The organism is Citrobacter sp. RHBSTW-00570 (genome assembly GCF_013739755.1).
In the GTDB taxonomy this organism is placed as follows: domain Bacteria; phylum Pseudomonadota; class Gammaproteobacteria; order Enterobacterales; family Enterobacteriaceae; genus Citrobacter; species Citrobacter braakii.
Genome location: NZ_CP056399.1, coordinates 3,884,123 through 3,898,185, shown reverse-complemented (window position 1 = coordinate 3,898,185; position 14,063 = coordinate 3,884,123). Strand labels below are relative to the sequence as shown.

Below are 14,063 nucleotides of genomic sequence, written 5' to 3'. Positions count from 1 at the left end.
TCATGGTGTTTGCTCCACATGTTGGGTCAGTGGTGTCATCGTAGAGTGTTGCCCAGAAGATGAATGTGGGCAAATGGGCGACTAGCGATGAGATTGGGCCAATAGCAGATGGCAGAGTTCGATAATGTAATTAGAATTAAAGTAATTGAATATTTCCTTTGCGACTCTTTATTTAATTCGCAGCCATTATCTCGTACTGAAAAAAAACGTCATTTAAATAAGAGTAGATTTATTAAATTCGAAGCGGCTCCAGAAAATAGTGTTGATATATGCAACGTATTGCAGCCAATAAAACAGATCGCGAACCATGAAATAAGAATGCTATCATTCACACCAGACGCGGCAGGCAACTGCTGGCACACGCATTTACCCCGGAGCACCCGATGAACAACGACATTCCGCTAAAATTTTATGATATCGCCGACGAATACGCGACTGAAGCTGCAAAGCCGGTGAGCGATACAGAACGCGACGCACTGGCACTCTACTTCCAGCAGTTGATCACTCGTTTGATGAACAATGAAGAGATCAGCGAAGAAGCGCAGCAGGAGATGGCAACCGAGGCTGGAGTCGACGCACAGCGTATCGATGATATCGCGGAGTTCCTCAATCGTTGGGGTAACGAGTAGCCAAAGACATAGCCTGTGTTTTACACTGCGCGCAAATTGAGTAGGTATACTCTACAAGTAATAGGTTTAATCAGGCGGAAACAGCAATGAACGGAACAATCACAACGTGGTTTAAAGATAAAGGCTTTGGATTTATCAAAGATGAAAACGGCGACAACCGCTATTTTCATGTGATTAAGGTTGCTAATCCTGAGCTGATCAAGAAAGACGCGGCGGTGACCTTTGAGCCTACCACCAACAACAAAGGCTTATCTGCCTACGCGGTAAAAGTCATACCCGACAGCAAATACATCTATATCGCGGGCGAGCGTCTGAAGCTCACGGCGATCAAGTCTTACCTGGTCTACAGCGAAGAAGTCCCTGCTGAGACTCGTATCGACAAAGAAAATGCGGTGCTGTCCGTTGGTGTGCTGATGAACAGCATCCGACCGAAATCAGACGTGAAGCCTGGTGAAATGCGCACGCTGAAAAAGCTGGCCATCACCACCTTCCAGGGCACGACGCTGATCTTCTCGGAAGATGAAATCGATATCGACGAGACGGTGAAACTGCTTAAGGTCTGAAGCCCTTCAGAGTGAATGAAAACCGAAATCCAGCTCTTTTCAGAAGCGGGGTTTCGGTTTTTTTATGCGTATTTTTGTCAGAAGGGAATATCCATTTGAGCCAAATAGCAAATTCCATTCTGTTTTTTTATTTTGATGAGGCACCTGGAATTACCACGTCATCCATCAGTATGTAACGTGCTTCCTGGCGCGTGTATTGATCGATTAACGGCACAAGTCGCCGGAAATGCTCACTGGCACAATGTTCATCGAGAGCCGCGTGGTTTGGCCATTCTTCAATAAAAATAAAATGCCCCGGATCTTTTTCATCAATATAGAGGTCATAAGCAATGCATTGTGGTTCTTTCTTCGTCGCCGATATTAGCTCACGGTACCAAGGGAGAACGGTTTCAATATACTCAGGTTTGATGAAATCTTCGGCAATGACCTTTAACATGCAGCCTCCTGGCAGAAAACGAATGCACACTATGTGATGAAGATATATTTAGGGCAAGACGCCACTGTGTTATATCGGTCGGTGAGTGAGTTATCTCAGCTATTAATCCGATGATCCGCTTAACTGTGATCCATCTCACCTCCCGGCAACCAAAATCTCCTGCGACTCAACGCCGTCCTCTATCTGTTTCGCCACCTTTTGTAAGGCCGGAAGATGTTTTTCCGCGGCCTGTTCGATGGTCATGGCGCTGGCCATATACACCAGATTCAGGCAGCCGATCACCCGCTGTTCACTGCGAATGGGGACGGCGATGGAGGCGATTTTCTCCTCCTGATCCCAACCGCGAAAGTTCTGGCCAAAACCGTCTTTTCGCGCACGGCTCAAAATGGCGTCGAGCTTCAGCGGTTCGCGCGCCAACTGGAACTCATCTCCTGGTCGTGAAGCCAGCATTTCAATCAGTTCCTGACGTTCATTCTCCGGGCTAAATGCCAGCCAGGTCAGGCCGGATGCGGTTTTCAGCAGCGGCAAACGACGCCCGACCATCGCCCGATGAAACGACAGGCGGCTGAAGCGATGGGTGGTTTCACGCACCACCATCGCGTCCACATCCAGCGTGGAAACGTCGGTCGGCCAGATGACCTCGCGCAGCAAATCTCCCAACAGCGGGGCGGCGAGCGCAGAAATCCACTGCTCGTCACGAAATCCCTCACTGAGCTGACGGACCTTAATGGTTAAGCGAAAGCTGTCATCGGACAGACTGCGCCGGACGTAACCCTCATCCTGCAGGGTTTCCAGTAGTCGCCTGACCGTGGTGCGGTGCAGGCCGCTCAGCTCTGCCAGCAGGCCAACGCTGGCCCCGCCGTCGAGACGATTTAACATATTTAATAACATTAGTCCGCGCGTTAACCCGCGCACGGTTTTGTATTCGGTACCGTCGTCACTTTTCATATTTATTGACAAATCTACAGTTAAAACAACGTTGTGCACTTAGTGCACATCCAGGCATGTTTTGATTGTAGCGCAAAAACTCACTTCTATACTGACCGCACAATAAAAAATTATTCACATTATTTTAACAAAAACAATTGCGCCTCACCAGGGTCTGCAATTGCATATTGTCCGAGTAGTGAGGTTCTGAAATGACAACAATAAATCCAGATATCCAACCCGCTGTGCAGCACACCGTGCAGGTAGCGATTGCCGGAGCCGGTCCGGTAGGGCTGATGATGGCGAACTATCTTGGCCAGATGGGCATTGAGGTGTTGGTGGTGGAGAAGCTCGATACCCTTATCGACTATCCTCGCGCCATCGGCATTGACGATGAAGCGCTGCGCACCATGCAGTCCGTCGGTCTGGTCGAAAATGTTCTGCCGCACACCACGCCGTGGCATGCGATGCGCTTTCTCACCCCGAAAGGGCGCTGTTTTGCTGATATCCAGCCGATGACCGACGAATTTGGCTGGTCGCGCCGCAACGCGTTTATTCAGCCGCAGGTAGACGCGGTGATGCTGGAAGGGCTGTCGCGTTTTCCCAACGTGCGCTGCCTGTTCTCCCGAGAACTGGAAGCCTTCAGCCAGCAAAATGGTGAAGTGACGTTGAACCTGAAAGCGCCGGATGGCCAGCGTGAAACGGTGAAAGCTCAGTGGCTGGTGGCCTGCGACGGTGGGGCCAGCAACGTCAGACGTTCGCTGAATGTGCCATTTGAAGGCAAAACCGCGCCGAATCAGTGGATTGTGGTGGATATCGCTAACGATCCGCTCAGCACGCCGCATGTGTATCTGTGCTGCGATCCGGTGCGCCCGTATGTCTCCGCCGCGCTGCCGCACGCGGTGCGCCGCTTTGAATTTATGGTAATGCCAGGGGAAACCGAAGCGCAGCTCAACGAACCGCAGAATATGCGCCAGCTTTTGAGCAAAGTGCTGCCGAACCCGGACAACGTCGAGCTGATCCGCCAGCGCGTATATACCCATAACGCACGTCTGGCCGAACGTTTTCGCATTGACCGCGTGCTGCTGGCGGGCGATGCGGCGCACATTATGCCGGTCTGGCAGGGGCAGGGGTACAACAGTGGCATGCGCGATGCTTTCAATCTGGCGTGGAAACTGGCGCTGGTGATTGAGGGCAAAGCCGGTGATGCGCTGTTGGATACCTACCAGCAGGAGCGCCGCGACCACGCCAAAGCGATGATCGATCTCTCGGTGACCGCAGGCAACGTACTTGCGCCGCCGAAACGCTGGCACGGCGCGGTGCGCGACGGGGTTTCCTGGCTGCTGAACTACATTCCGCCGGTCAAACGCTACTTCCTTGAAATGCGCTTTAAGCCGATGCCGCAGTACCACGCCGGGGCGCTGGTGCGTGAAGGCGACGCGAAAACCTCTCCCGTTGGCAAGATGTTTATCCAGCCGAAGGTAACGCTGGAATCTGGTGAAGTGACGCTGCTCGACAACGTCATCGGACCGAATTTCGCGGTGATCGGTTGGGGCTGTAACCCGCTGTGGGGCATGAGCGAGGCGCAGATCCAACAGTGGCAGGCGCTGGGGACACAGTTTATCCAGGTGGTGCCGGATACACAGATACAAACCGATCAGGATAACCACGACGGCGTTACCCGCATTGGCGATACGCAAAACCGCCTGCGCGCGTGGTTTGCCCAGCACAACGCCGCGCTGGTGGTGATACGCCCGGACCGCTTTGTAGCCGCCATCGCCATTCCGCAAACCCTGGGCAGTACCCTGAATAAACTGGCGTCGGTGATGACGCTCACCCGCGTTAATGCCCACATTCCCGCTGAAAAGGTGGCCTGATATGCACGCTTATCTTCACTGTCTTTCCCACTCGCCGCTGGTGGGTTACGTCGACCCGGCGCAGGCCGTGCTCGACGAGGTTAACGGTGTGATCGCCAGCGCCCGGGCACGTATTGCGGCGTTCGACCCTGAACTGGTGGTGCTGTTTGCCCCCGATCACTACAACGGATTTTTCTACGACGTGATGCCGCCGTTCTGTTTAGGCGTAGGCGCTACGGCGATCGGCGATTTCGGTAGCGCGGCGGGGGAACTGCCGGTGCCGACAGATCTCGCTGAAGCCTGCGCCCACGCGGTAATGAAAAGCGGCATCGATCTCGCCGTGTCCTACAACATGCAGGTCGATCACGGCTTCGCGCAGCCGCTGGAGTTTTTGCTCGGCGGTCTGGATAACGTGCCGGTGCTGCCGGTGTTTATTAACGGCGTCGCCACGCCGCTGCCGGGCTTTCAGCGTACCCGCATGCTCGGTGAAGCGATTGGCCGATTCGCCAGCTCGCTGAATCAGCGTGTGCTGTTTTTAGGCTCTGGCGGCCTGTCGCATCAGCCGCCGGTCCCGGAGCTGGCGAAGGCTGATGCCCATATGCGCGACCGCCTGCTCGGCAGCGGCAAACAACTGCCTGAAAACGAGCGCGAGCTGCGCCAGCAGCGGGTGATCAGCGCCGCCGAGAAGTTTGTGGCCGATCAACACACGCTGCATCCGCTTAACCCTGTCTGGGATAACCGCTTTATGACGCTGCTTGAACAGGGGCGTTTGCAGGAGCTGGACGCGGTCAGTAACGAAGAACTGTCCGCGATGGCGGGCAAATCAACGCACGAAGTTAAAACCTGGGTTGCTGCCTTCGCCGCTATTTCTGCCTTTGGCAACTGGCGCAGCGAAGGCCGTTATTACCGCCCGATCCCAGAGTGGATCGCTGGATTCGGCTCCCTGAGCGCCACCACACAGAACTGAAACAGAACTGAATATGCAGGAGAACATCATGACTTACCAACCGCAAACCGAAGCCGCAACCAGTCGTTTTCTGCAGGTGCAGGAAGCAGGCGAAACGCTGCGCGTGCATTTCAATGACTGTGGGCAGGGCGAAGAGACCGTCGTGCTGTTGCATGGATCTGGTCCGGGTGCGACGGGCTGGGCGAACTTCAGCCGCAATATCGATCCGCTGGTGGAGGCTGGATACCGGGTGATCCTGCTGGATTGTCCTGGCTGGGGCAAAAGCGATGGCATCGTTAACCGCGGTTCGCGATCCGATCTCAATGCTCGCATCCTGAAAAGCGTCGTCGATCAGTTGGATATTCAGAAAATCCATCTGCTGGGCAACTCGATGGGGGGCCACAGTGCCGTGGCGTTCACCCTGAGTTGGCCGGAGCGTGTGGGCAAGCTGGTGCTGATGGGCGGCGGGACGGGGGGCATGAGCCTGTTTACCCCGATGCCGACCGAAGGCATCAAGCGCCTGAATCAGCTGTACCGCGAACCGACCATCGAGAACCTGAAGCTGATGATGGAGATCTTTGTCTTCGACACCAGCGACCTGACCGAGGCGCTGTTTGAGGCGCGTCTGAATAACATGCTGTCGCGTCGCGATCACCTGGAAAACTTTGTCCACAGCCTTGAAGCCAACCCGAAACAGTTTCCGGATTTCAGCCCACGCCTGGGGGAAATCAAAGCCCAGACCCTCATTGTCTGGGGACGCAACGACCGCTTCGTGCCGATGGACGCCGGCCTGCGCCTGCTCTCCGGGATTGCCGGGTCTGAGCTGCACATCTACCGCGACTGCGGGCACTGGGCACAGTGGGAACATGCGGATGCTTTTAACCAGCTGGTGCTGAACTTCCTCGCACGCCCTTAAGGAACGGACATGACGAATCTTAATCTTGAGCAGTTAGCCGCCGATTTACGTCAGGCTGAGGAAAAAGGGGACGCTATCGCCCCGCTGCGTGAACTGATCGGCGTGGATAACGCCGAAGCGGCCTACGCCATTCAGCGTATCAATGTGCAGTATGACGTGGCGCGAGGGCGTCGCGTCGTCGGGCGCAAAGTGGGACTGACGCACCCGAAAGTGCAACAGCAGCTGGGCGTCGATCAGCCGGACTTCGGCACGCTGTTCGCCGACATGTGCTACGGCGACAACGACACCATTGCGTTTGCCCGCGTGCTACAACCGCGTATTGAAGCGGAGATTGCGCTGGTGCTGAACCGCGATCTGCCCAATGCCGATACCACCTTTGACGAGCTGTACAACGCCATCGAGTGGGTGCTACCCGCGCTGGAAGTGGTCGGCAGCCGTATTCGCGACTGGTCGATCAAGTTTGTTGATACCGTGGCGGATAACGCCTCCTGTGGCGTGTATGTGGTCGGCGGCCCGGCACAACGTCCGGCAGGATTAGATCTGAAAAACTGCGCGATGAAAATGACGCGCAATAACGAAGAGGTTTCCAGCGGGCGCGGTAGCGAATGTCTGGGACATCCGATCAACGCCGCCGTGTGGCTGGCGCGCAAAATGGCCAGCCTCGGCGAGCCGCTGCGTGCCGGGGACATTATTCTCACCGGGGCGTTAGGCCCGATGGTGGCGGTGAATGCGGGCGATCGTTTCGAAGCCCATATCGACGGTATTGGTTCAGTTGCCGCCACCTTTTCAGCGGCGGTTACAAAAGGAAGTCAGTCATGAGTAAGCGTAAAGTCGCCATTATCGGCTCTGGCAACATCGGCACCGATTTGATGATTAAAATTCTGCGTCACGGCGTACGTCTGGAGATGGCGGTGATGGTGGGGATTGATCCGCAATCCGACGGTCTGGCACGCGCCCGGCGTATGGGCGTTGCCACCACCCATGAAGGGGTGACGGGGCTTCTTGCGATGCCTGAATTCGCTGACATCGACATCGTGTTTGATGCCACCAGCGCGGGCGCGCACGTGAAAAATGACGCCGCGCTGCGCGCCGTAAAACCGGGGATCCGTCTGATCGACCTGACGCCCGCAGCGATCGGCCCGTACTGCGTCCCGGTGGTGAACCTGGAGGCTAACGTTGACCAACAGAACGTCAATATGGTGACCTGCGGCGGGCAGGCGACCATCCCGATGGTGGCGGCGGTTTCTCGCGTGGCAAAAGTCCATTACGCCGAAATTATCGCCTCGATCGCCAGTAAATCTGCGGGACCGGGCACCCGCGCCAATATCGACGAGTTTACCGAAACCACCTCGAAGGCGATTGAAGTGGTGGGGGGCGCGGCCAAAGGCAAAGCCATTATCGTACTTAACCCGGCTGAGCCGCCGCTGATGATGCGCGACACGGTGTATGTGTTGAGCGAAGCGGCCTCTCAGCTTGAAGTTGAAGCGTCGATTAATGACATGGCGGCGGCGGTGCAGGCGTATGTGCCGGGCTATCGCCTGAAACAGCGCGTCCAGTTTGAAATCATCCCGGAGGATAAACCGGTGAATCTGCCGGGTATTGGTCAGTTTTCCGGGCTGAAAACCGCGGTGTATCTGGAAGTGGAAGGTGCGGCGCACTATTTACCCGCCTACGCGGGCAACCTCGACATTATGACCTCCAGCGCGCTGGCGACCGCTGAGCAGATGGCGCAGTCACTCACCCGTCAGCCAGGAGAAGCAGCATGAACGGTAAAAAACTCTATATCTCTGACGTGACCCTGCGCGACGGTATGCATGCGATTCGTCACCAGTATTCGCTGGAAAACGTGCGCCAGATTGCCAAAGCGCTGGACGACGCGCGGGTTGATTCCATTGAGGTGGCCCACGGCGACGGTTTACAAGGTTCCAGCTTTAACTACGGCTTTGGCGCGCACAGCGATCTCGAGTGGATTGAAGCGGCAGCAGACGTGGTCAAACACGCAAAGATCGCCACGCTGTTGCTGCCGGGCATCGGCACTCTTCATGACCTGAAAAACGCGTATCAGGCCGGCGCGCGAGTGGTGCGCGTGGCGACCCACTGCACCGAAGCGGACGTGTCGGCCCAGCATATTCAGTACGCGCGTGAGCTTGGCATGGATACCGTCGGCTTTCTGATGATGAGCCATATGACCACGCCGGAGAATCTGGCGCAGCAGGCGAAGCTGATGGAAAACTACGGCGCGACTTGTATCTACGTGGTCGATTCCGGCGGGGCGATGAATATGAGCGATATTCGCGCCCGCTTCCGCGCCCTGAAAGCGGTGCTGAAGCCGGAGACAGAAACCGGAATGCATGCGCATCACAACCTGAGTCTCGGCGTGGCGAACTCGATTGCCGCGGTGGAAGAGGGCTGCGACCGTATCGACGCCAGCCTGGCGGGTATGGGCGCTGGCGCGGGCAACGCGCCGCTGGAAGTGTTTATCGCCGCTGCGGATAAGCTCGGTTGGCAGCACGGCACCGATCTGTATGCGCTGATGGACGCCGCCGACGATCTGGTGCGTCCATTGCAGGACCGTCCGGTGCGGGTGGATCGCGAAACGCTGGCACTGGGCTATGCCGGGGTGTACTCCAGCTTCTTGCGTCACTGCGAAGTGGCGGCGGCGCGTTATGGCCTGAGCGCGGTCGATATTCTGGTTGAACTGGGCAAACGCCGAATGGTGGGCGGCCAGGAAGATATGATCGTCGACGTGGCGCTGGATCTGCGCAATAGCAAATAAAAATGATTACGCGGCTGGCAACGTATCAGCCGCGACTCACCTGCATCGTGACCTCAGAGGTACATCTTATGACTACCCGTACCCCCACATCTTACCGCCTGACGTTAACCGTCGGGCTTTGCTTTTTAGTTGCCCTGATGGAAGGGCTGGATCTACAGGCCGCCGGGATCGCTGCCGTCGGTATCGCCCAGGCATTTTCGCTGGATAAAATGCAGATGGGCTGGATCTTCAGTGCGGGCATTCTCGGGCTGCTGCCCGGCGCGCTGGTGGGCGGCATGCTGGCCGATCGCTATGGGCGCAAGCGCATTCTTATTGCTTCCGTGGCGCTGTTCGGCCTGTTCTCGCTGGCGACGGCGATTTCCTGGGATTTCTCGTCGCTGGTGTTTGCCCGTCTGATGACCGGCGTCGGGTTGGGCGCGGCGTTGCCGAATCTGATCGCGCTGACCTCCGAAGCGGCGGGCCCGCGTTTTCGCGGTACGGCGGTGAGCCTGATGTACTGCGGCGTGCCGATTGGCGCGGCGTTAGCGGCGGCGCTCGGGTTTAGCGGTCTGGCCGCCGCCTGGCAAACGGTGTTCTGGGTTGGCGGAGTGATCCCGCTGCTGCTGGTGCCGTTGTTGATGCGCTGGCTGCCAGAATCACAGGTTTATGCCCAGCAAACGCAGGTGGCCGCCGCGCCGTTGCGCGCCCTGTTCGCACCTGCTACCGCGACAGCCACGCTGCTGCTGTGGCTGTGCTATTTCTTCACCCTGCTGGTGGTGTATATGCTGATCAACTGGCTACCGATGCTGCTGGTGGAGCAGGGCTTTCAGCCCTCGCAGGCGGCTGGCGTGATGTTTGCTCTGCAAATCGGTGCGGCCAGCGGCACGTTAATTCTCGGGGCGTTAATGGACAAACTGCGCCCGGTGGTCATGTCGCTTCTGATCTACACCGGGATGTTGGCTTCGCTGCTGGCGCTGGGGACGGTGTCGTCATTGAGCGGTATGCTGATGGCCGGATTTGTGGCGGGGATGTTTGCTACTGGAGGACAAAGCGTGCTGTATGCGTTGGCTCCGCTGTTTTACAGTACGCAGATCCGCGCGACAGGCGTGGGTACCGCCGTCGCCGTTGGGCGTCTGGGGGCGATGAGCGGCCCGCTGCTGGCAGGAAAAATGTTAGCGCTCGGCACTGGAACGGTAGGCGTGATGGCGGCTTCTGCGCCGGGCATTTTACTGGCAGGGCTGGCGGTATTTTTCCTGATGAGCCGTAAATCGCAGATGCCGATCCCGACCAGTGGCTCATAAACAATCGTTCGGTTGTATGAGTGGGGAGATACGGTTCCCACTTCCGGGTGAACGCCAGCCGGCGATGACGTTGCCAGAGTTTATGTAAAGCCTGGCAACGGAGGCGTTATGAGCTGGCGGCCCTTTTTATATTTGATAATTAACCCCCACCCGGTATTAAGCGCCCGGCGCGGTCATCTGCGTCTGGTGCAGGGTTGATTTTGCATTGTGTTAACAAACGCGGTATAACACACCTTCTTTGGATGTTTAGATGTCCATACGTTTGGAAGGTTATATGCAAACAACACAACAAAATGCGCCACTGAAGCGCACGATGAAAACGCGTCACCTGATTATGCTCTCCTTAGGCGGCGTGATTGGCACAGGGTTATTCTTCAATACCGGCTACATCATCTCCACTACCGGGGCCGCGGGAACGCTGCTGGCCTATCTGATTGGCGCGCTGGTGGTCTGGCTGGTTATGCAGTGTCTGGGCGAGCTGTCGGTCGCGATGCCGGAGACCGGGGCGTTTCACGTCTATGCCGCGCGCTATCTCGGCCCGGCGACGGGGTATACCGTGGCCTGGCTCTACTGGCTGACCTGGACCGTAGCGCTTGGTTCGAGTTTTACCGCTGCCGGATTCTGTATGCAGTACTGGTTTCCGTTGGTGCCAGTATGGGTCTGGTGCGTGGTGTTCTGTGTGATTATTTTTGGCCTGAACGTTATCTCCACGCGCTTTTTTGCCGAAGGGGAGTTCTGGTTCTCACTGGTGAAAGTGGTCACTATCATCGCCTTTATTATCCTCGGCGGGGCGGCGATTTTTGGCTTTATCCCGATGCAGGATGGCTCGCCCGCGCCGGGGCTGAGTAATATCACGGCGGAAGGTTGGTTCCCGCATGGCGGCTTACCGATCCTGATGACTATGGTGGCGGTGAACTTTGCTTTTTCGGGAACCGAGCTTATCGGTATTGCCGCCGGTGAAACGGAAAATCCGCGCAAGGTGATCCCGGTGGCGATTCGTACCACCATCGCGCGACTGATTATTTTCTTTATCGGCACCGTGTTTGTGCTGGCGGCGCTGATCCCGATGCAGCAGGCGGGCGTGGAGAAAAGCCCGTTTGTGCTGGTGTTTGAGAAGGTAGGGATTCCGTACGCCGCCGATATTTTTAACTTCGTGATCCTGACTGCCATTCTTTCTGCGGCGAACTCCGGACTGTATGCCTCCGGGCGCATGCTCTGGTCGCTGTCGAATGAACGTACGCTGCCAGCCTGTTTTGCGCGAGTAACGAAAAACGGCGTGCCGCTGACGGCGCTGTCGGTCAGTATGCTCGGCGGCGTACTGGCGTTGTTTTCCAGCGTGGTGGCCCCGGACACGGTATTTGTCGCGCTGTCGGCAATCTCCGGATTTGCGGTGGTGGCGGTGTGGCTGAGCATCTGCGCCTCGCACTTTGTTTTTCGCCGCCGTCATCTGCAACAGGGTAAGGCATTGGGTGCATTACATTATCGTGCGCCGTGGTATCCGCTGGTGCCGGTATTAGGATTTGTGTTGTGCCTGGTGGCCTGTGTGGGGCTGGCATTCGATCCAGCGCAGAGAATTGCGTTGTGGTGCGGGTTACCGTTTGTTGCGTTGTGCTATGGTGCATATTTCCTTACTCAACCCCGTAACGCAAAACAGGAGCCAGAACATGTCGCAGAATAATCCGTTACGCGCTCTCCTTGAGAAACAGGATGTCCTGTTACTGGATGGCGCGATGGCGACGGAGCTGGAAGCGCGAGGGTGTAACTTAGCCGACAGCCTGTGGTCAGCCAAAGTGCTGGCAGAAAACCCGGAGCTTATCCGCGAAGTGCATCTTGATTATTACCGGGCGGGGGCGCAATGCGCGATCACCGCCAGCTATCAGGCGACACCGGCGGGCTTTGCCGCGCGTGGTTTGGATGAAGCGCAGTCGAAAGCGCTGATTGGCAAAAGCGTGGAGCTGGCGCGTAAAGCGCGTGAAGCGTATCTGGCAGAGAACCCGCAAGCGGGCACGCTGTTGGTGGCGGGATCTGTCGGACCTTACGGCGCGTATCTGGCGGACGGCTCTGAATACCGTGGCGATTACCAGCGCAGCGCCGAGGCGTTCCAGGCGTTTCATCGCCCGCGCGTGGAAGCATTGCTGGATGCCGGGGCCGATCTGCTGGCCTGCGAAACTCTGCCGAATTTTGTCGAGATTAGCGCACTGGCTGCGCTGTTGACCGCGTACCCGCGTGCGCGTGCCTGGTTCTCATTTACTCTGCGTGACAGCGAGCACCTGAGCGACGGTACGCCGCTGCGTGACGTGGTCGCGTTGCTGGCGGATTATCCGCAGGTGGTGGCGTTAGGCATTAACTGCATTGCGCTGGAAAACACCACCGCTGCGTTGCTGCATTTACACGGCTTAACGGCGCTGCCGCTGGTGGTGTATCCGAATTCGGGCGAGCAGTACGATGCCGCGAGCAAAACCTGGCATCATCACGGTGAGTCTTGTGCGCAACTGGCGGATTATCTGCCACAGTGGCAGGCCGCTGGCGCACGATTGATTGGCGGGTGCTGTCGCACCACGCCTGCGGATATTGCCGCGTTAAAAGTTCAGGCCCAGGCCCGATAAGACGTAAGCCGCCATCGGGCATTTTTTGCCAGATGGCGATACGGTATGAACCGGAAACATGGGTAACACTTTATGCCGCATCCGCCAGCACAAACATGCCGTACGGATGGATTTCGAGATAATACTGCTCGCCGACGTCCGGCTGCAGACGCGTAGCGTTGACCTGCAATAAAATCTCCTGTCCGTGCCACTCCACCGTGACCTCATATTGGGGTCCCATATACGCGACGTGGCGGATCACGCAGCGCTGGCTCTCTTCGCCGCGGTCGCTGAGGGTGATCGCTTCCGGGCGCACGCCTACCATGCCCTCGCCTTGATCGCTAAAGTGCAGTGGGCGCGGCAGATGATAGCCGTAGATATCAACGTATCTGTCGCTGAAGGTGGCCGGGAACAGGTTGGCATCGCCCATAAAGCTCGCCATAAAGCGGGAGGCGGGCTGGCGATAGAGATCCTGCGGCGAGCCGATCTGCATGATGTGTCCCTTGTTCATCACCAGTACGGTATCGGAAACCGCAAAGGCTTCGCTTTGATCGTGGGTGACGTACAGCGAGGTGATATCAAACTGCTTTTGCAGCTCGCGGATCTTGTCGCGCATGCTGCGACGCAGGTTGGCGTCCAGGTTACTTAACGGCTCATCAAACAGCAGCACTTTCGGTTTGAGGATCAACGCACGGGCCAGCGCCACGCGCTGCTGCTGACCGCCGGAGATCTGATCGACAAAGCGGTCTTCAAATCCTTCCAGATCCACCATCGCCAGCGCCTCTTTGACGCGGGTTTTCACCTCCGCGCGCGACACGCCGAGCATCTTCAGGCCATAACCGACGTTCTCCCCTAACGACATATGCGGGAACAGGGCATATGACTGAAACACCATACAGATATCGCGCTGCTGAATAGAACGATGGGTAACGTCTTCGCCATCAATGAAAATTTGTCCTTCGCTCGGTTTTTCCAGCCCGGCAACCAGACGCAAGATGGTGGTTTTACCGCAGCCGGACGGGCCGAGCAGCGTTACCATTTGCCCCTGCGGAATGGTGAGATTGATATTGTCGATAACCGTGTTGCTGCCAAATCGTTTAGTGACGTTGCGCAGTTCAACGAAATTTTTCTGAGTCATAGTGCGCTCCA

At 57.0% G+C, this 14,063-nt stretch carries 14 protein-coding genes; 11 read left to right on the top strand and 3 right to left on the bottom strand.

Features of this window, described 5'->3' with window-relative positions:
- Window positions 1–383: 383 nt before the first annotated feature.
- Both HV237_RS18590 and HV237_RS18585 read left to right on the top strand, forming a co-directional pair.
- The gene (locus HV237_RS18590; RefSeq protein ID WP_019076120.1) at window positions 384–629 is read left to right on the top strand and encodes a DUF2543 family protein; all 246 of its coding nucleotides are present in this window, start codon (window positions 384–386) and stop codon (window positions 627–629) included.
- Between the two features lie 86 nt (window positions 630–715).
- Complete coding sequence (locus tag HV237_RS18585; protein ID WP_016151966.1) at window positions 716–1,192, top strand: cold shock domain-containing protein; 477 nt, start codon at window positions 716–718, stop codon at window positions 1,190–1,192.
- A 127-nt stretch (window positions 1,193–1,319) separates the two neighbouring features.
- Here the strand turns inward: HV237_RS18585 and HV237_RS18580 are convergent, their stop codons facing one another.
- Complete coding sequence (locus HV237_RS18580) at window positions 1,320–1,628, bottom strand: putative quinol monooxygenase (protein ID WP_046275619.1); 309 nt, start codon at window positions 1,626–1,628, stop codon at window positions 1,320–1,322.
- 135 nt (window positions 1,629–1,763) lie between these two features.
- On the bottom strand, window positions 1,764–2,576 hold the full coding sequence (locus HV237_RS18575) for a DNA-binding transcriptional regulator (protein WP_046275638.1): 813 nt from the start codon (window positions 2,574–2,576) through the stop codon (window positions 1,764–1,766).
- Between the two features lie 191 nt (window positions 2,577–2,767).
- Between HV237_RS18575 and HV237_RS18570 the strand changes: the two genes are divergently transcribed.
- From HV237_RS18570 to mmuM, 9 genes are all read left to right on the top strand, one after another.
- The gene (locus tag HV237_RS18570; RefSeq protein ID WP_047357658.1) at window positions 2,768–4,432 is read left to right on the top strand and encodes a bifunctional 3-(3-hydroxy-phenyl)propionate/3-hydroxycinnamic acid hydroxylase; all 1,665 of its coding nucleotides are present in this window, start codon (window positions 2,768–2,770) and stop codon (window positions 4,430–4,432) included.
- Between the two features lies 1 nt (window position 4,433).
- The gene (gene mhpB / locus HV237_RS18565) at window positions 4,434–5,378 is read left to right on the top strand and encodes a 2,3-dihydroxyphenylpropionate/2,3-dihydroxicinnamic acid 1,2-dioxygenase (RefSeq protein ID WP_046275617.1); all 945 of its coding nucleotides are present in this window, start codon (window positions 4,434–4,436) and stop codon (window positions 5,376–5,378) included.
- 28 nt (window positions 5,379–5,406) lie between these two features.
- Window positions 5,407–6,273 carry a 2-hydroxy-6-oxonona-2,4-dienedioate hydrolase gene (gene mhpC, locus HV237_RS18560; RefSeq protein ID WP_016151973.1) on the top strand — a complete coding sequence of 289 codons (867 nt, stop codon included), beginning with the start codon at window positions 5,407–5,409 and terminating at the stop codon, window positions 6,271–6,273.
- 9 nt (window positions 6,274–6,282) lie between these two features.
- Window positions 6,283–7,092, top strand: coding sequence for a 2-keto-4-pentenoate hydratase (gene mhpD, locus HV237_RS18555; protein ID WP_016151974.1), 810 nt, complete (start codon window positions 6,283–6,285; stop codon window positions 7,090–7,092).
- A complete protein-coding gene (mhpF, locus tag HV237_RS18550; RefSeq protein WP_047357659.1) occupies window positions 7,089–8,039 on the top strand; it encodes an acetaldehyde dehydrogenase in 951 nt (316 codons plus the stop codon). The genes mhpD and mhpF overlap by 4 nt, the downstream gene beginning before the upstream one ends.
- Window positions 8,036–9,049, top strand: a complete 1,014-nt coding sequence (mhpE, locus tag HV237_RS18545; RefSeq protein ID WP_016151976.1) for a 4-hydroxy-2-oxovalerate aldolase — start codon at window positions 8,036–8,038, stop codon at window positions 9,047–9,049. Before mhpF ends, mhpE begins: the two co-directional genes overlap by 4 nt.
- Window positions 9,050–9,117: 68 nt before the next feature.
- On the top strand, window positions 9,118–10,329 hold the full coding sequence (gene mhpT / locus HV237_RS18540; RefSeq protein ID WP_047357704.1) for a 3-(3-hydroxy-phenyl)propionate transporter MhpT: 1,212 nt from the start codon (window positions 9,118–9,120) through the stop codon (window positions 10,327–10,329).
- A 274-nt stretch (window positions 10,330–10,603) separates the two neighbouring features.
- Window positions 10,604–12,007, top strand: a complete 1,404-nt coding sequence (gene mmuP / locus HV237_RS18535; RefSeq protein ID WP_047357705.1) for an S-methylmethionine permease — start codon at window positions 10,604–10,606, stop codon at window positions 12,005–12,007.
- Window positions 11,994–12,935: a homocysteine S-methyltransferase gene (gene mmuM, locus HV237_RS18530; protein ID WP_047357660.1), complete on the top strand. Its 942-nt coding sequence runs from the start codon at window positions 11,994–11,996 to the stop codon at window positions 12,933–12,935. Before mmuP ends, mmuM begins: the two co-directional genes overlap by 14 nt.
- Window positions 12,936–13,005: 70 nt before the next feature.
- Here mmuM and fbpC read toward each other — a convergent pair whose 3' ends face one another.
- The gene (gene fbpC, locus HV237_RS18525) at window positions 13,006–14,052 is read right to left on the bottom strand and encodes a ferric ABC transporter ATP-binding protein (RefSeq protein WP_046275613.1); all 1,047 of its coding nucleotides are present in this window, start codon (window positions 14,050–14,052) and stop codon (window positions 13,006–13,008) included.
- Window positions 14,053–14,063 lie beyond the last annotated feature (11 nt).